15 protein-coding genes are annotated in these 16,096 nt (G+C 71.5%); 3 read left to right on the top strand and 12 right to left on the bottom strand.

Annotation, left to right across the window (positions count from 1 at the left end; genetic code table 11):
- Positions 1-95: 95 nt before the first annotated feature.
- From HUT06_RS16375 to pip, 12 genes are all read right to left on the bottom strand, one after another.
- Positions 96-1,232 (bottom strand): nitronate monooxygenase family protein, encoded by a 1,137-nt coding sequence (locus HUT06_RS16375; protein ID WP_176196526.1) that lies wholly within the window; start codon positions 1,230-1,232, stop codon positions 96-98.
- A 25-nt stretch (positions 1,233-1,257) separates the two neighbouring features.
- Positions 1,258-1,638 carry a Zn-ribbon domain-containing OB-fold protein gene (locus HUT06_RS16380; RefSeq protein ID WP_176196527.1) on the bottom strand — a complete coding sequence of 127 codons (381 nt, stop codon included), beginning with the start codon at positions 1,636-1,638 and terminating at the stop codon, positions 1,258-1,260.
- Positions 1,639-1,641: 3 nt separating this feature from the next.
- Positions 1,642-2,814 (bottom strand): thiolase family protein, encoded by a 1,173-nt coding sequence (locus HUT06_RS16385; protein ID WP_176196528.1) that lies wholly within the window; start codon positions 2,812-2,814, stop codon positions 1,642-1,644.
- Between the two features lie 268 nt (positions 2,815-3,082).
- Positions 3,083-3,865: an ectoine/hydroxyectoine ABC transporter ATP-binding protein EhuA gene (gene ehuA, locus HUT06_RS16390; protein ID WP_302931882.1), complete on the bottom strand. Its 783-nt coding sequence runs from the start codon at positions 3,863-3,865 to the stop codon at positions 3,083-3,085.
- Between the two features lie 112 nt (positions 3,866-3,977).
- Positions 3,978-4,631: an ectoine/hydroxyectoine ABC transporter permease subunit EhuD gene (gene ehuD, locus HUT06_RS16395; protein ID WP_176196530.1), complete on the bottom strand. Its 654-nt coding sequence runs from the start codon at positions 4,629-4,631 to the stop codon at positions 3,978-3,980.
- Positions 4,631-5,347: an ectoine/hydroxyectoine ABC transporter permease subunit EhuC gene (ehuC, locus tag HUT06_RS16400; protein WP_176196531.1), complete on the bottom strand. Its 717-nt coding sequence runs from the start codon at positions 5,345-5,347 to the stop codon at positions 4,631-4,633. The genes ehuD and ehuC overlap by 1 nt, the downstream gene beginning before the upstream one ends.
- Positions 5,348-5,353: 6 nt before the next feature.
- Entirely contained in the window at positions 5,354-6,247 is an 894-nt protein-coding gene (gene ehuB, locus HUT06_RS16405; protein WP_176196532.1) for an ectoine/hydroxyectoine ABC transporter substrate-binding protein EhuB, read from the bottom strand.
- A gap of 104 nt (positions 6,248-6,351) precedes the next feature.
- Positions 6,352-7,260, bottom strand: a complete 909-nt coding sequence (gene thpD / locus HUT06_RS16410) for an ectoine hydroxylase (protein ID WP_176196533.1) — start codon at positions 7,258-7,260, stop codon at positions 6,352-6,354.
- Positions 7,257-7,652 (bottom strand): ectoine synthase, encoded by a 396-nt coding sequence (locus HUT06_RS16415; RefSeq protein ID WP_176196534.1) that lies wholly within the window; start codon positions 7,650-7,652, stop codon positions 7,257-7,259. Before HUT06_RS16415 ends, thpD begins: the two co-directional genes overlap by 4 nt.
- A gap of 102 nt (positions 7,653-7,754) precedes the next feature.
- Positions 7,755-9,017 carry a diaminobutyrate--2-oxoglutarate transaminase gene (gene ectB, locus HUT06_RS16420; RefSeq protein ID WP_176196535.1) on the bottom strand — a complete coding sequence of 421 codons (1,263 nt, stop codon included), beginning with the start codon at positions 9,015-9,017 and terminating at the stop codon, positions 7,755-7,757.
- Positions 9,018-9,069: 52 nt separating this feature from the next.
- Positions 9,070-9,618, bottom strand: a complete 549-nt coding sequence (gene ectA / locus HUT06_RS16425; RefSeq protein WP_176196536.1) for a diaminobutyrate acetyltransferase — start codon at positions 9,616-9,618, stop codon at positions 9,070-9,072.
- 652 nt (positions 9,619-10,270) lie between these two features.
- Entirely contained in the window at positions 10,271-11,239 is a 969-nt protein-coding gene (gene pip, locus HUT06_RS16430; protein ID WP_176196537.1) for a prolyl aminopeptidase, read from the bottom strand.
- Positions 11,240-11,608: 369 nt separating this feature from the next.
- Between pip and HUT06_RS16435 the strand changes: the two genes are divergently transcribed.
- The 3 genes from HUT06_RS16435 to HUT06_RS16445 all read left to right on the top strand — a co-directional run bounded on the left by HUT06_RS16435 (position 11,609) and on the right by HUT06_RS16445 (position 15,940).
- A complete protein-coding gene (locus HUT06_RS16435; RefSeq protein WP_176196538.1) occupies positions 11,609-13,303 on the top strand; it encodes a hypothetical protein in 1,695 nt (564 codons plus the stop codon).
- 289 nt (positions 13,304-13,592) lie between these two features.
- On the top strand, positions 13,593-15,302 hold the full coding sequence (locus tag HUT06_RS16440; protein ID WP_254715213.1) for a CTP synthase: 1,710 nt from the start codon (positions 13,593-13,595) through the stop codon (positions 15,300-15,302).
- Positions 15,299-15,940, top strand: coding sequence for an NUDIX hydrolase (locus HUT06_RS16445; RefSeq protein ID WP_176196540.1), 642 nt, complete (start codon positions 15,299-15,301; stop codon positions 15,938-15,940). The genes HUT06_RS16440 and HUT06_RS16445 overlap by 4 nt, the downstream gene beginning before the upstream one ends.
- Positions 15,941-16,096: the final 156 nt, after the last annotated feature.

Genomic DNA, 16,096 nt, shown 5'->3' on the forward strand with positions numbered 1-16,096 from the left:
TAGGGCCGTGACCAGCGTGACGCCATGGCGTGATGACCGAATCACCCCATGACGTCACGTCCGGTTTCGGTCGATCGGTCCTCGTCCGTGATGCGTCAGTCCTCGCCCGTGATGCGGTTGAGGCGCTCCACGGCGTCCGCGAAGTCCTGGACCATGTCGTAGACGACCTGGCGGGCGGGCCTGACGGTGTTCATCAGGCCGACGCACTGGCCGACGAAGTAGTTGGCGAGCGCGCGGGCGCCGGGGTTTCCGGACTCGGCCACCTTGGTGATCTGCCGCATCGCGCCCTCGGCGATGATCATCTGCAGCGGCATGCCGAGCGGGCCGGGGCTCGCGGGGCCCTCCCACTCCTCGGTCCAGGCGGAGCGCAGCTGCCGGGCGGGCTTGCCGGTGCGCGACCGCGACCGGATCGTGTCGCGGGACGTGGCGGCGAGCATCTTCTCCTTGACGGCCGGGGACGTCTCCGCCTCCTCCGTGGTGAGCCACACCGAGCCGCACCAGACGCCGGACGCGCCGAGGGCCAGGGCGGCGGCCATCTGCCGGCCCGTGGCGATGCCGCCCGCCGCGAGGACAGGCACCGGCGCGACCGTGTCGACGACCTCGGGGACGAGCACCATCGTGGAGATCTCGCCGGTGTGCCCGCCGGCCTCGCCGCCCTGCGCGATGATCAGGTCGGCGCCCGCGGCGACCTGGCGGCGGGCGTGCTCGGATGTCCCGACCAGCGCGGCGACGGGGACGCCCGCCTCCCGCGCCTTGTCGACCATGAGCGGGGGAGGGGTGCCGAGGGCGCTGGCGATGAGCCCGATGGGGTGCGCGAGCGACACGTCGATCAGCTCGGTGGCGCCCTTCGCGGTGACCTGCGCGCCGCCGCGCGTGTTGGAGCGCCTGGCCTTGTCGAAGTCGGGCAGCGGCACGTCGTACTTCTGGAACAGGCCGGTGAGGAACGTCCAGTGCTCGTCCGGGACCGCGGCGAGCAGGGCGTCGAGGCCGCCGCCGCCCTCCGCCGCCTTGTCGATCTTGCCGGGGACCAGCACGTCCACGCCGTAGGGGCGGCCGTGCACGTGGTCGTCGATCCAGCGCAGCTCCTCCTCCAGCCGGTCGGGGGTGTAGGCGACGGCCCCGAGGACGCCGAAGCCGCCGGCGTTGGTGACGGCGGCGACGACGTCGCGGCAGTGGCTGAAGGCGAACAGCGGGAACTCGATGCCGAATCGCGTGCAGACCTCGGTGTTCATGGCCCCGACGCTAACGGACCGAATGTCATTCGGTCCAGGGCCGGAACAGGATGTAGGACTCGCCCTCGTCCGGGTGCTCGAACGCGACGCCGAGGGGCAGCCCCTCGCGCAGGTCCGCCCGCGCCGCGCCGTCCAGCCGGGCGTGCAGCCACGGGCCCTCGGCCAGCTCGACCAGCGCCAGGAAGGCGGGCGGGTCCTTGGGCAGGACGGTCCAGGTCACCAGGGTCGCGGCGCCGCTCGCCTGCGCCCAGCCGAGGTCCTCCTCGCCGCACTCGGGGCAGCCGGCGGCGTCCGGCGCGAACCACCGGTCGCACGCCTCGCAGCGTTTGATCACGAGCCGGTCGGACGCGGTGCCGTCGAAGAACGGGTCGGTGCGCCCGTCCCGCCGCAGAACGCCGATCTCCATCGGCTAGGCCCCCTTCCGGTGCGGGCTGACGATCAGCGTGGAGTGGTGGTCGAGGATGCCGCCGTTCCCGCTGACGAGGATCACGTCGCTGGACGGGGCCTGCCGCTCCCCGCCGTCCCCGCGCGCCTGGATCACGGCCTCCGACAGCGGCGTCATGCCCCACATGTAGTACGCCGACAGCTGCCCGCCGCCGGTGTTGGTCGGCAGCGACCCGCCCGGCCCGAGCGCGCCGGACGCGGCGAACGCGCCGCCCTCGCCCTTGGCGCAGAACCCGTAGTCCTCCAGGGACACGAGGACCGTGTAGGTGTAGCAGTCGTACAGTTCGCACACGTCCACGTCGGACGGGGTGATCCCGGCCATCTTCATCGCGGTCGCCCCGGAGGAGGCCGCGCCGGTCGTCAGGCCGAACTCGCTGCCGCGCTCCTTGCGGTGCCCGGGGTGCCCCTGCCCCCACCCCCACAGGTGCACGGGCGGCCGGGCCAGGTCGCGGGCCCGGTCGTCGCTCGTCACGATGACCGCGATGGCGCCGTTGGAGACCAGGCAGCAGTCCAGCAGGTGCAGCGGCTCCGACACCCACCGCGAGTTCTGGTGGTCCGCCAGCGTGATCGGGTCGCGCATCTGGGCGAGCGGGTTGCGGGACGCCCACTCCCGCGTCGCCACGGCGATCGCGCCGAGCTGCTCGCTGGTCGTCCCGTAGCGGGCCATGTGGCGCTGCGCGGCGAGCGCGTAGTAGGAGTTGACGCTGCGCAGCCCGAGCGCCGCCGTCATCCCGCCGAACCCGTACCACTCGCGGGCGTCGCGGTTGTAGGCCGAGCCGGCCGACTGCTTCGGCTTGAGCGGCGCGTCCGCGAACACGCACGCCACGGTGGTCGCGGTGCCGCTGAGCACGGCCGACGCGGCGTAGGACACCATCGCCCCGGCCGTCGCGCCGAACGCGTTGACCTGCGACAGCAGCCGCAGGTCGCGCAGCCCGAGGGTGCCGGCCAGCTCGATGCCGGGGGAGCCGCCCATGCCGTGGCTGACCAGCAGCCCGTCCAGGTCGCCGAGCGCCAGGCCCGCGTCGGCGGCGGCGAGCCGCACCGCGTCCGCGGCCAGCCGCCGCGGGCTGCGCCCGTACACCCTGCCGAGCTCGGTCATCCCGAGCCCGGCGATCGAAGTGCCCCTCGAAGTGCCCATCGCCTCGCTCTCCTCGTCCGTAAGTGCCACCGTACAGAACGACGTTCGGTATGGAAGGGGGCGGGGTGATCAGGAGCGGGCGCGGAACGCGCCCCGGTAGGCCGGCGCGGGCGAGCCACTGCCGCGGCGTCGGCCCCGCCTGCTCGCCGAACCGCCGGGTCAGCGTCCGGACGCTCACGCCCTCGACGGCCGGGAACCGCCGGGAGACACGAGTACCGCCCGCGTCCCCGGGGCGACGGGGACGCGGGCGGCGGGCCGGGAGATCCGCTCAGGACGCCAGGACGGCCTGGAGGAAGTCCCGGGTGCGCTGCTCGGACGGCTCGCCGAAGATCTGCTCCGGCGGGCCCTCCTCGACGATCTGGCCCTGGTCGAACATCAGGACCCGGTTGGAGATGTCCTTGGCGAAGGCCATCTCATGCGTGACGCACAGCATCGTGAGGTCGCTCTGCCGGGCGATGTCGCGCAGCAGGTCCTGGACGCCGACGACGAGCTCGGGGTCCAGGGCGGAGGTGACCTCGTCCAGCAGCAGCACCTTCGGCTGCATGGCGAGCGCCCGCGCGATCGCCACGCGCTGCTGCTGGCCGCCCGAGAGCTGGGTGGGGTGCGCGTTCTCCTTGTCGGCGAGCCCGACCATGTCCAGCAGGCCCTTGGCGCGCTCGACCGCCTCGTCCTTCGGCACCCCCAGCACCCGCACCGGCCCCTCGGTGAGGTTGCGCAGCACGTTCATGTTGGGGAACAGGTTGAACTGCTGGAACACCATGCCGACCTGCTTGCGCATCTCGTGCAGGTGCTTCTGGCTCGCCGGGACGCGCTTGCCGCCCCGCTCCATGTGCCACAGCGTCTCGTCGCCGATCCAGATGACGCCCTCGTCGAGCGTCTCCAACGTCATCAGCAGCCGCAGGATCGTGGTCTTGCCCGAACCGCTCGGCCCGATCAGCGTCACGCGCTCGCCCGGCGCGACGGTGAAGTCCAGCTCGCGCAGGACGACGTTGGGGCCGAACCGCTTGACCACCTTCTCGAAGCGGATCCCGGGCGCGGCGCCGTGCGGCAGGTCCGCGGCGTGCCCGCCCGCGGGCCCGGCGTCCTTCCCGGTGGAGGCGCCCTTCTCCAGGACGACGTCCGACGCGGTGTCTGCCGCCGCGTCCTTCGGCACTTCCGGTGTGTTAGGTGGTGGCATAACGCCTCTCCAAGCGGCGGACGAGTATCGAGGATATGACGCTGACGACGACGAACAACAGGCCGACCATCGTGATCGGCTCCAGGAACTGCAGGCTCTGCGAACCGACCTTGTACGCGGAGAACAGCAGCTCCGCGACGTTGATGGCCAGCAGCATCGGCGAGTCCTTGAACATCGCGATCAGGTAGTTGCCGAGCGTCGGGATCACGCGGCGGATCGCCTGCGGCAGGATCACGTCCAGCCACACCCGCGACTTCGGCAGGTTCAGCGCGGTGCACGCCTCCCACTGCCCCTTCGGCACGTCCGCGATCCCGGCCCGGTACACCTCGGCGGTGTAGGTCGAGTAGTGCACCCCGAGCGTGATGATGCCCGCGGTCAGCGACCCGATGGTGATGCCCCAGGCGGGCAGGACGAAGAACACGAAGTACAGCTGCGGGATCAGCGGGGTGGACCTGATGAACTCGGTGATCCACCGGATCGTCTGGTTGAACACCCGGCTCGGGGTGCGGCGCAGCAGCGTCCACACCAGCCCGAGGACGATCGCGATCACGTAGCCGGCCAGCGTCGCGATGACCGTGTACCGCAGGCCGCTCAGCAGGTCGGGGAAGATGTCCCCGGAGTACTGCCAGTCCCAGGTCATCAGCCGGCCACCCCCGCTCCGGGGGCGCCCGCCGCGATCGTCCCGAGGGACGGCTCAGCGGGCAGCCGGCGGCCGAGCATGCGGTCCACGCGGCGCTCGGCGTACCGGACGAACAGCTGCAGCACCTGCGCGATGACGAAGTACAGGACCAGCACCATCGAGAACGCCGCGACGGTCTCGCCGGTGCTGCCCTGGATGTTCTTCGACACCCGGGTCAGGTCGACGAGCCCGACCAGGGACACGATGGCCGTTCCCTTCATCAGCTCGATGAGCAGGTTGCCGAACGGCGGCAGCATCAGCGCGAACGCCTGCGGCAGCAGCACGCGCCGCATCCGCTGGAACGGGGTGAAGTTCAGCGCGATCGTGGCCTCGTACTGCGCCTTCGGGACGGCGTTGATCGAGCCGCGCACCACCTCCGCGCCGTAGGCGCCGACGTTCAGGCCGAGCGCCAGCACGGCCGCGAACATCGTGGTGAACCGCAGCCCGATGAGCGGGAGCGCGTAGAAGAACCAGAACAGCAGCACCAGCGTGGCGTTGCCGCGGAAGAACTCCACGTAGACCCGGTTCAGCACGCGCACCCACGCGTGGCGCGAGGTGCCCGCCATGCCGAACAGCAGGGCGAGCACCAGCGCCAGCGCGCCACCGAGCAGGGTGAGCCGGACCGTGACCCACGCGCCGTCCAGCCACTGGGGGTAGCTGTCGAGGACGTCGGACACGCGCGATCAGCCCTTGCAGAACTTGGCGGCGGTGTCGTCCGGGCCCGGCATGTCGGCCTGGGTGAAACCGAAGGGCTGCAGGATCGGCAGCAGCCCGTTCTGCTGCTTGAGCTTGTCGAGCTCGCCGTTCCAGGCGGTCAGCAGGTCCGAGTCGGCCTTGCGGAACGCGAACGCGCCCGCGCCGAACTGCTCCTTGCCGTCGATGACCGGGGTGAAGGCCTCGGTCACCTCGAAGCCCTCGCCCTTGTGCTTGGACAGCAGGTCGGCCAGCGAGATGCGGGTCAGCCAGATGCAGTCGACGCGGCCGGCCTTGAGGCCCTCGTAGGCGCTCGCCTGGTCGGCGTAGGTCTTGATGTCGCCCTTCTTCACGCCGCTCTTCTCGGCGTAGCCGGCCTCGACCGCGCCGGTGAGGACGCCGACCTTGACGCCCTTGGCCGCCGGGTCCTTCTCGTTCTTCAGGCCCTTCGGGTTGCCCTCCTTGACCATGAAGGCGCTCTTGGCGACGTACTCGGGGTTCGCGAACGCCGCGGACGCGCACCGCTCCGGGTTGATGAACATGCCGGCGGCGATCGCGTCGAACCGCTTGGCGTTCAGCCCGGCGATCAGGCCGCCGAAGTCGACCTGCACGCCCTTGATCTCGCCGATGCCGAGGTTCTTGAAGATGACGCGCGCCAGCTCGGGCGCCTCACCGGTCAGCTTCCCGGACTTGTCGGTGAAGCCGTACGGCGCCTCGTTGGCGAAGCCCACCGTGATCGTGCCGGAGTCCTTGGCCTTCTGCAGCGTGCCGCCGCCCGCCTTCTCCTTCTCCGGATCCGTCGTGGAGCAGCCCGCCGCGGCAAGCGGAGCCGCGGCGGACAGCAGCACGGCGGTGCGGAGGAAATCTCTTCTCGAAGAAGTCATCGTTGAACTCCTGTCGGGGTGCCACACGCACGCGGGGGGCCGTGGCAAGCGGCCCCCCGCGTGCGCGGGGCGAACGGTCGGGTTATCGAATTGTTGTCAGCCGGTCAGTCGGGCACCGGGCTGAAATCGCGTGCGCCGATGAACGTCGGCCGGGGCGCGGGCGCCGAGAACGGCTCGACGCACGTGTTCTCAACGCTGTTGAACACGATGAACACGTTGGAGCGCGGGAAGGGGGTGATGTTGCCGTTCGAGCCGTGCATGCAGTTGCAGTCGAACATGGTCGCGGAGCCCGCCGCACCGGTGAACAGCTCGATTCCGTGCTTGTCCGCGAGAATCGACAGGCTGTTCGGGTCGGGCGTCCCGATCTCCTGGCCGCGCAGCGACTCCTTGTAGTGGTCGTCCGGGGTCTCCCCGACACAGGCCACGAAGGTCTTGTGCGAGCCAGGCATAATCATTAGCCCGCCATTGTGCACGAAATTCTCGGTGAGCGCTATGGATATGCTCACCGCGCGCATGCGCGGCATGCCGTCCTCGGCGTGCCAGGTCTCGAAGTCGGAGTGCCAGTAGAAGTCCTTGCCGGTGAAGCCCGGCTTGTAGTTGACCCGGCTCTGGTGCACGTAGACGTCCGAGCCGAGGATCTGCCGGGCCCGGCCGACCACGCGGGGGTCGCGGACGAGCGCGGCGAAGACCTCGCTGATCTTGTGGACCTCGAAGATGGAGCGCACCTCGTTCGAGCCGCGCTCGGTGACCGTGCGCTCGTCGGCCAGGATCTCCGGGTCCGAGGACAGCCGGCGCAGCTCGGCGCGGTAGTCCTCGACCTCCTCCGGCGCGAGCAGCTGGTCCACCGACAGGAAGCCGTTGGCCTCGAACGAGTCGAGGGTGGCGCCGTCGATCGGCCCGTCCCCGGGGCCGCCGTGCACGACCGGGTCCTGCCGGTACAGCAGCGCCGCCTCGGAGGCCTTCCGGGTGGGGTAGGCGTCGTCGATGGTCGGATGGGACTCGATGATGCTCATGCGTCCTCCTCAGTCAGCAGGGGGTAGACACCGTTCTCGTCATGGACCTCCCGGCCGGTGCAGGGCGGGTTGAAGACGCACACCGTCTTGACGTCCGTGTGCGCGCGCAGGGTGTGGTGCTCGTGTCCGTTGAGCAGGTACATCACGCCGGGCCTGATGTCGTGCTTCTCACCGGTCTCGTCGTTGGTGAGCTCGCCCTGGCCCTCGATGCAGTAGACGGCCTCGATGTGGTTGGCGTACCACATCTTCGTCTCGGTCCCCGCGTACAGGATCGTCTCGTGCAGCGAGAATCCGACGCCCTCCTTGGCGAGCACGAACCGGCGGCTGCACCAGGTCGGCGCCTGCACGTCGCGCTCGGTGCCGACGATCTCGTCAAGGGAACGAACGATCATGAAACTCCTCTTTCCAGTGGTGCCGGGGACGCGGCGGTGGTTCCGGGTGCGGTCGCGGCGCCCCGGTCCGGGGCGCCGCGACCGGTGGCGCGGCGGCGCGGGTCAGACCGCGACCTTCGCGCGGACGGCCTCCATGGAGTCCGCGATGATCTCCATGCCGCGGGCCAGCTCGGCCTCGGTCGTGGTGAGCGGCGGCAGCAGCTTGACGACCTCGCCCTCGGGGCCGGAGGTCTCCATCAGCAGCCCGCGGGCGAACGCCTCGCCGCACACCTTCGGGGCCAGCTCGGCGTCCTTCATGACCAGGCCCCACGCGAGGCCCCGGCCGCGCACGGAGTCGATCGCGCCGGCGTGCGCGAGCGCGATGTCCTCCAGCGCGCGCTCGACCTGCTGGCTCTTGGCGAGGGTCTGCTTCTCCATGTCGTCGCCGGTCCAGTAGTCCTCCAGCGCGGCGACGGCGGTGACGAACGCGGGGTTGAAGCCGCGGAAGGTGCCGTTGTGCTCTCCCGGGTCCCACACGTCCAGCTCCCGCTTCATGAGCGTGACCGCGAACGGCAGCCCGTAGCCGCTGAGGGACTTGGACAGGCAGACGATGTCCGGGGTGATGCCCGCCTCCTCGAAGCTGAAGAACTGGCCGGTGCGGCCGCAGCCCATCTGGACGTCGTCGACGATGAGGAGGATGTCGTGGCGGTGGCACAGGTCCTGCAGGCCGCGCAGCCACTCGGCGGTGGCGACGTTGATGCCGCCCTCGCCCTGCACGGTCTCGACGATGACGGCGGCGGGCTTGTCCAGGCCGCTGCCGCTGTCGTCGAGCATCGTGTCGAACAGCAGGAAGTCCGGGGTGCGGCCGTCCAGGTAGTTGTCGTACGGCATGGCCACGCCGTGGCCGAGCGGCACGCCGGCGCCGGTGCGCTTCATCGAGTTGCCGGTGACGGCGAGCGCGCCGAGCGTCATCCCGTGGAAGGCGTTGGTGAAGCTGACGACGGTCTCCCGGCCGGTGTACTTGCGCGCGAGTTTCAGCGCGGCCTCGACCGAGTTGTTGCCCGCCGGGCCCGGGAACTGGACCTTGTAGTCCAGCCCACGCGGCTGCAGGACGTACTCGCTGAAGCGTTCCAGGAAGTCCCGTTTCGCCGCGGTGTACATGTCGAGGCTGTGCACGATCGCGTCACTGGCGAGATAGTCCATCAGCCGGCGTTTCAGCTGCGGGTTGTTGTGCCCGTAGTTGAGGGTCCCGGCGCCGGCGAAGAAATCGAGGTACGTTTTACCGTTCTCGTCGGTCATGTGGCTGCCCTGCGCGGTGGTGAACACCGTGGGCCACCCTCGGCAGTAGCCGCGGACTTCCGATTCCAGGCGGGCGAAAACGTCCATGTCTGCCTCCCAGGCAGTCGGAGTGGGGGAGCGGTCGGGGGAGTGGAGTGGGTCAGTTCGCGGCGGCGATCGGGCCGATCCTGAAGAGCACCTCCGGCTCGTGTCCCCCCTCGGGGAAGTGCTCCGCGCCGAACAGCGGGCTGCGGGCGGCCTCGCACCCGCGGTCCCGGGCGAACGATTCGAACATCGCGGTGGAAGCGGTGTTGTCCGGCGTCACCGTGGCCTCCATGTACCGGTGCCCGCGTGGTGCGAGCCGGTCGGCGAGGCGGTCCAGCATGCGGCGGGCCAGGCCCTGGCCGCGGTGCTCGCGGTCGACGGCGACCTGCCAGACGAAGAACGTGTCCGGCCGGGACGGGCGGACGTAGCCGGTGATGAAACCGCACGGGCCGGCGCCGTCGCGCGCCACCACGGAAGTGTCCGCGAAATCGCGGCACCAAAGCGTGTAACTGTACGGCGAGTTGACGTCCAGGACCTGTGAGTCCCGGGCGAGCCGCCACAGCTCCGGGCCATCGGAGAGGCTCGGCTCCTGGAGTTGCACTTCCGCGTTCGTCTCGTTCGCGTCCGGGCGTCGGGTCGGTGATTCCAGGGGTTGCGCTGCCATGTCCAGGCAACTTAGCGAATCTCGCGCCGTGATCGCAGGGGAATGTTATCGGCGGGATGTTTAGCCGCGCACCGCGCTGGGTAGGGTTAAGGGCTTTGCCGAATTCGGTGCAATTCGAATGGGCGCCGGCCGGGCGGTGGTCCGCCTTTCCCGCTGATACGCAGGAGGTACTGCCGAACTGATCGCGGAAGCACCCAGGATGCTTCCTGAACGTCAGCTTAATGTTCCGGCGTCGCCCCGGGAGGGGTTTTGTGTATCGGTTGTGTGAGGTAAGTCACTCAGATTCGGTGTCAACGCGCCGGGTGCGGCGGGCGTCACGTCGCATCGCCGGAGGTCGTCCGGTCGCGGGCGTCCTGGGGCGGATGGGGGGCACGGCGTTGGCGCGGGCCCTGGGAGGCCGCGTTCAGTTGCCTTCAAGGGGCAGGATCACTGGCCGCACGGTAAGGAGTGGGTTGCCGATGGGTAAGAAATCGCGGATTTCGGACCGTGCACGCGGCGGCCGGGGCCCGCCGTTCGGGGCCGGCCCCGGCCGTATATCGGCCCGGTTGACTGCCACATTAGGGAGTGGCCGGTTCTCGCGGGGCCGTCGTTCCGTTCTTTTTGCCGGACAAGCCGCTAACTTGACCGGCTCATTTCGTTCTAAACCCTGGCTTTACCGTGTCGCGGCGAAGCGGTCGGTCGCCTCGATCAGGCGGTGCAGGATGCCGGGCTCGCTGAACGCGTGGCCCGCGTCGTCCACGAGGTGGAAGTCGGCCTCCGGCCACGCCCGGTGCAGGTCCCACGCCGTCGCCGGCGGCGTGCACACGTCGTAGCGGCCCTGGACGATCACCGCCGGGATGTGGCGGATCCTGTCCACGTCCCGGATGAGCTGCTCGTCCTCGAAGAACCCCTCGTTGACGAAGTAGTGGTTCTCGATGCGCGCGAACGCCACCGCGTAGTCCGGCTCGCCGAACCCCGCCGCCAGCTCCGCGTCCGGCCGCAGCGTGATCGTCGACCCCTCCCAGGTCGCCCACGCCTTCGCCGCCGCGATCCGCACGTCCGGGTCGGGGGAGTTGACCCGCTCGTTGAACGCCGAGATGAGGTCCTCCCGCTCGTCCTCGGGGATCGGCTCGACGTACTTCTCCCACAGGTCGGGGAACAGCAGCGACGCCCCCTCCTGGTAGAACCAGTACAGCTCGAACGGGCGCAGGGTGAAGATGCCGCGCAGCACCAGCTCGCTCACGCGGTCCGGATGGGTCTGGGCGTAGGCCAGCGACAGCGCGCTGCCCCAGCTGCCGCCGAACACCAGCCAGCGGTCGATGCCGAGGTGCTCGCGCAGCCGCTCCATGTCCGCGACGAGGTTCCAGGTGGTGTTCGCCTCCAGCGACACCTCCGGATCCTTCGCGTGCGGCACGCTGCGCCCGCAGTTGCGCTGGTCGAACAGGACGATGCGGTACGCCTCCGGGTCGAACTGCCGGCGGTGCGCCGGGCTGCACCCGGCCCCCGGGCCGCCGTGCACCATGACCGCGGGCTTGCCGTCCGGGTTCCCGCAGACCTCCCAGTAGATCTCGTCGCCGTCGCCGACGTCGAGCAGCCCGGAGTCGTACGGCTCGATCGGCGGATACAGGGTGCGAAGCTCCATGGGGCGCGATTGTCCCACCCGCCCCGCCCGCCCGCCCGATGTGACCCGCGGCACCGTGGGACGGCCCGTACCGGCCGCCATCTGGGCCTCTTCGTGCGGGAACGCCGCGGGGGAGCCGAGAAAGTAAACCCCAAACTGGGCAAACGCTCCGCTGGTCGGGACTAGAGTGCCTTCAGTGAGCGAAGCGAGGAGCCGCAGGGCCGGCAGCGGAGCGAACGAGATGTGCACAACGACCCCCGCGAACGCGGCCCCGCGCCGCCGGGCGAGGAGACACGTGAGCGAAGTGACGAGCCGTCCGAGGAAAGCGGCGAGCAGGATGGGCGGCGCCATGCCGCTCGCCGGGCTCCCGGCCGTGAGGCGAGGAGAACGGTGAGCGAGCTGAACGGATCGGGCGGCAACCGCGTCCCGGACGCGGCGGCCCCTTGGCCCGCCATGGGACGCGACCCGGGCCGCCCGCACGAGGCCGCGCCGGCCGCCCTGCCCGCCGCGCAGCAGCCGATCCAGATGGCCAAGCCCGCGCAGGGCGGCGGCCGCCACGGCCAGACCGGCGAGATGGTGCGCCCCGACGCCGAGCAGCCCGAGGCCCAGCCCTGGGACATCGTCGAGCGGCTGCGCCAGATGGCCGACCTCATCGGCGACGCGCTCGCCGCCGGGGAGCGCAAGGTCAGCGAGGCGCAGACCGAGACGGCCGCGCAGGTCGCCGCCGTCCAGCAGGAGAAGGAGTCGGCGCAGCGCGACGCGGCCGCCGCCTGGGGCGAGGTGCAGCGTGCCCGCGGCCAGGCCGAGCAGGCGGACCGCCGCGCCGTCGAGGCCGAGCGCCGCGTCACCGAGGCGCAGACCGAGAGCGCCGCGCAGGTCGCCGCCGTCCAGCAGGAGAAGGAGTCGGCGCAGCGCGACGCGGCCGCCGCCTGGGGCGAGGTGCAGCGTGCCCGCGGCCAGGCCGAGCAGGCCGAGCGCCGCGCCGTCGAGGCCGAGCGGCAGGTCGGCGAGGCCGAGCGCCGCGCCGCCGAGGTCCAGAACGAGGCCGTCACGCAGATAGCCGCGCTCCAGACCGAGAAGGAGAACGCGCAGCGCGACGCCGCCGCGGCGTGGAACCAGGCCCAGCAGGGCCGGGTCCAGGCCGACCAGGCCCGCGCCCAGGCCGACCAGGCGCGCGCGCAGATGGAGCAGGTCCAGGCCCAGGTCGAGCAGGCCGAGCGCCGCGTCGCCGAGGCCGAGGCCACCGTCCGCCAGGCGATCCAGCAGCGCGACGCCATGAGCGAGGCCCGCGACGACGCGCTCCGCGCCGTCGAGGACGCCGTCGGCGGGCGCCGCTCCGCCGAGGCCGAGCGCGACCGCGTCGCCGAGCAGGCCGCCGAGCTGTCCCGCGCGCTGGAGAACGCGCACGCGGAGCTGGCGCAGCTGCGCGCTAAGGTCACCGACGCCGAGATGACCGCGCAGAACCTCCAGCACGCCGTCGTCGGCGCCGGCAAGGAGGCCGACGAGTCCCGGCGCCGCGCCGAGGTCGCCGAGCGCCGCGCCCAGGAGAACGAGCGCCGCGCCCAGGAGGCCGAGCGCCGCGCGCAGGACGCCGAGCGCCGCGTCCAGGAGGCCGGCGGCCGCGCCGAGGCCGCCGAGGCCGAGCGCCAGCAGGCCCTCGACACGGCCGCGCAGTCCCTGGAGGCCGCCAAGAAGGCCGAGCGCGAGCGCGACGCCGGCGCCAAGGCCCGGGAGGCCGCCGAGCGGACCCGCGAGGCCGCCGTCCAGGCCCAGGCGCGCGCCGAGTCCGAGCTGACGCTCGCCCGCGGCCGCGCCGACCAGGCCGGCCGCGAGCGCGACAAGGCCGTCACGGGGATGCGGCAGATGGCCGCCGAGCGCGACGCCGTCGCCGAGAAGCTCGCCGAACGCGACCAGTGGGTCGACCAGCTCGCCCAGGCCGTCACCGAGCAGCGCGCCCAGATCGCCGAGCTGTCCCAGGAGCGCGACGCCGCCCGCCAGGCCGCCGACCAGGCGCGCTCCCTGATCGACGAGCTGACCCGCCAGCTCCGCACGATCATGCCCAGCGCCGCCACCCCCCGCCTGTAGGCCGCGCGGACGTCCTGCCCCCGGCCGGGGGCAGGACGTCCGCTATGCCGAGAGCGAACCCGCACAGGCGGAAGGACGCACGTCCGTAGCCCCAGCCCGCAGTGACCCCGGCGTTGCGATCGCGTGCGAAGCCAGGTTTCGAGCGAAGCAGGAAACCTGATCGCGCAGCGAGCCGCAAGGCGAGCCGGAGCGATGCAGCGATCGCCGCGGTGACCGTGGAAGGAGGGCCCTCTAGGGCCCGACGCCGAGGTCAATGCGATAGACGCGCTATTCTGGTGGCCCGTGGACGATGGGTCGTCCGCCTCATCACGACCACGGGAGTGCCTTCTTGCCTTCGGCAGCCACTGGTAGATCACGTCCTACCAAGCATCTCTTCGTCACCGGCGGTGTCGCCTCCAGCCTCGGCAAGGGACTGACGGCGTCCAGCCTGGGGCGGCTTCTCACGCTTCGCGGCCTCCGGGTCACCATGCAGAAGCTCGACCCCTACCTCAACGTCGACCCCGGCACGATGAACCCGTTCCAGCACGGCGAGGTGTTCGTCACCGACGACGGGGCCGAGACCGACCTCGACATCGGGCACTACGAGCGGTTCCTCGACACCGAGCTGCACGGGTCCGCGAACGTCACCACCGGGCAGGTCTACTCCAACGTGATCGCCAAGGAGCGGCGCGGGGAGTACCTCGGCGACACCGTGCAGGTGATCCCGCACATCACCAACGAGATCAAGGACCGCATCCGCGGGATGGCGGACGACACCGAGGTCGACGTCGTCATCACCGAGGTGGGCGGGACGGTCGGCGACATCGAGTCGCTGCCGTTCCTGGAGTCGGTCCGCCAGATCCGGCACGAGATCGGCCGCGAGAACTGCTTCTTCCTGCACGTGTCGCTGCTGCCCTACATCGGCCCTTCCGGGGAGCTGAAGACCAAGCCGACGCAGCACTCGGTCGCGGCGCTGCGCTCCATCGGCATCCAGCCCGACGCGATCGTGTGCCGGTCGGACCGGCCGATCACCGACGGGCTCAAGCACAAGATCAGCCTGATGTGCGACGTGGACCGCGAGGCCGTGGTGTCGGCCGTGGACGCGGCGTCGATCTACGACATCCCGAAGGTGCTGCACTCCGAGGGCCTGGACGCCTACGTGGTGCGGCGGCTCGACCTGCCGTTCCGCGACGTCGACTGGGGTGCCTGGGACGAGCTGCTGCGCCGCGTCCACAAGCCCGCCCGCGAGGTCACGATCGCGCTGGTCGGCAAGTACATCGACCTCCCCGACGCGTACCTGTCGGTGACGGAGGCGCTGCGGCACGGCGGGTTCGGCAACGACGCCAAGGTCCGCATCCGCTGGGTGAAGAGCGACGACTGCGAGACCCCCGAGGGCGCCAAGCGGGAGCTGGACGGCGTCGACGGCGTGCTCATCCCCGGCGGGTTCGGGGTGCGCGGCATCGAGGGCAAGCTCGGCGCGGTGCGGCACGCCCGGGAGAACCGGATCCCGCTGCTCGGCATCTGCCTCGGCCTCCAGTGCATGGTCATCGAGGCGGCGCGCGACCTCGGCGGGCTCGCCGACGCGGGCAGCGCCGAGTTCGACGCCACCACCGCGCACCCGGTCGTCGCGACGATGTCCGACCAGCTCGACGTCGTCGCGGGGGAGCGCGACATGGGCGGGACGATGCGGCTCGGCCTGTACCCGGCCGACCTCGCCGAGGGCTCGGTCGTGCGGGAGCTGTACGGGGAGGCGAAGGTGTCCGAGCGGCACCGGCACCGCTACGAGGTCAACAACTCCTACCGCGACCGGCTGGAGGAGGCGGGGCTGCGGTTCTCCGGCCTGTCCCCGGACGGCCGCCTGGTGGAGTACGTGGAGCTGCCGCGCGAGCGGCACCCGTTCTTCGTCGGCACGCAGGCGCACCCGGAGTTCCGGTCCCGCCCGACGCGCCCGCACCCGCTGTTCACCGGGCTGGTCGCCGCCGCCCTGGACTACTGCGAGCAGCGCGCGGGCGACGCGTGAGCGGCGGCCTCGGCGCCGGCGACGTCCGCGACCGGCCCGAGCGCTGGACCGTCGCCGGGTCGTCGGCGGCCTTCCGGGGGCCGGTGTTCGGCGTCCGGCAGGACCGGGTGGAGATGCCGCGCGGCGACGGCACCGAGATCGTCCGGCGGGACGTGGTCGAGCACATCGGCGCCGTCGGCGTCATCGCGCTCGACGACCGCGACCGGGTGCTGCTGCTGCGGCAGTACCGGCACCCGGTGGGGATGCTGCTGTGGGAGGCGCCCGCCGGGCTGCGGGACGTCGACGGCGAGCCGCTGCGCGCGCTCGCCGAGCGGGAGCTGCTGGAGGAGGCCGGGTACCGCGCCGAGCGCTGGGACACCCTGGTCGACGTGTTCACCTCGCCCGGCATGGCCGACGAGCGGGTCCGGATCTTCCTGGCCCGCGGCCTGGCCGAGGTGCCCGCCGAGGAGATCGACTTCGAGCGGGTGCACGAGGAGGCCGACATGCCGGTCGTGTGGGTGCCGCTGGACGAGGCGGTCCGCAAGGTCCTGGCCGGCGACCTGCACAACATGGTCGCCTGCATGGGGGTGCTGGCGGTGCGCGCGGCGCGCGACGCCGGCTTCCGGGACCTGCGGCCCGCGGACGCGCCCGAGGGCTGAGCCGCGGCGGCCCGGGGCACCGGGCCGCGCAGGTCCCCCTCGGGCGGCCGGACGGGGCATGATGGGCGGGTCCCCGAAGTCCCCGGCCGGAACGAGGTGCCGCACTGTCCCCGAGCCCGTCCCCCCGGAGCGCCGCGCACGGCGCGGGCACGGCCT

This window comes from Actinomadura sp. NAK00032 (genome assembly GCF_013364275.1).
GTDB lineage: Bacteria > Actinomycetota > Actinomycetes > Streptosporangiales > Streptosporangiaceae > Spirillospora.

Excerpts from the sequence above, each read along its gene's own strand:
- HUT06_RS16375 (WP_176196526.1), bottom strand. The coding sequence starts at position 1,232 with ATGAACACCGAGGTCTGCACGCGATTCGGCATCGAGTTCCCGCTGTTC.
- ehuB (WP_176196532.1), bottom strand. The coding sequence starts at position 6,247 with ATGACTTCTTCGAGAAGAGATTTCCTCCGCACCGCCGTGCTGCTGTCC.
- HUT06_RS16385 (WP_176196528.1), bottom strand. The coding sequence starts at position 2,814 with ATGGGCACTTCGAGGGGCACTTCGATCGCCGGGCTCGGGATGACCGAG.
- HUT06_RS16380 (WP_176196527.1), bottom strand. The coding sequence starts at position 1,638 with ATGGAGATCGGCGTTCTGCGGCGGGACGGGCGCACCGACCCGTTCTTC.
- HUT06_RS16440 (WP_254715213.1), top strand. The coding sequence starts at position 13,593 with ATGGGTCGTCCGCCTCATCACGACCACGGGAGTGCCTTCTTGCCTTCG.
- ectB (WP_176196535.1), bottom strand. The coding sequence starts at position 9,017 with ATGGACGTTTTCGCCCGCCTGGAATCGGAAGTCCGCGGCTACTGCCGA.
- pip (WP_176196537.1), bottom strand. The coding sequence starts at position 11,239 with ATGGAGCTTCGCACCCTGTATCCGCCGATCGAGCCGTACGACTCCGGG.
- ehuD (WP_176196530.1), bottom strand. The coding sequence starts at position 4,631 with ATGACCTGGGACTGGCAGTACTCCGGGGACATCTTCCCCGACCTGCTG.
- HUT06_RS16415 (WP_176196534.1), bottom strand. The coding sequence starts at position 7,652 with ATGATCGTTCGTTCCCTTGACGAGATCGTCGGCACCGAGCGCGACGTG.
- ectA (WP_176196536.1), bottom strand. The coding sequence starts at position 9,618 with ATGGCAGCGCAACCCCTGGAATCACCGACCCGACGCCCGGACGCGAAC.
- thpD (WP_176196533.1), bottom strand. The coding sequence starts at position 7,260 with ATGAGCATCATCGAGTCCCATCCGACCATCGACGACGCCTACCCCACC.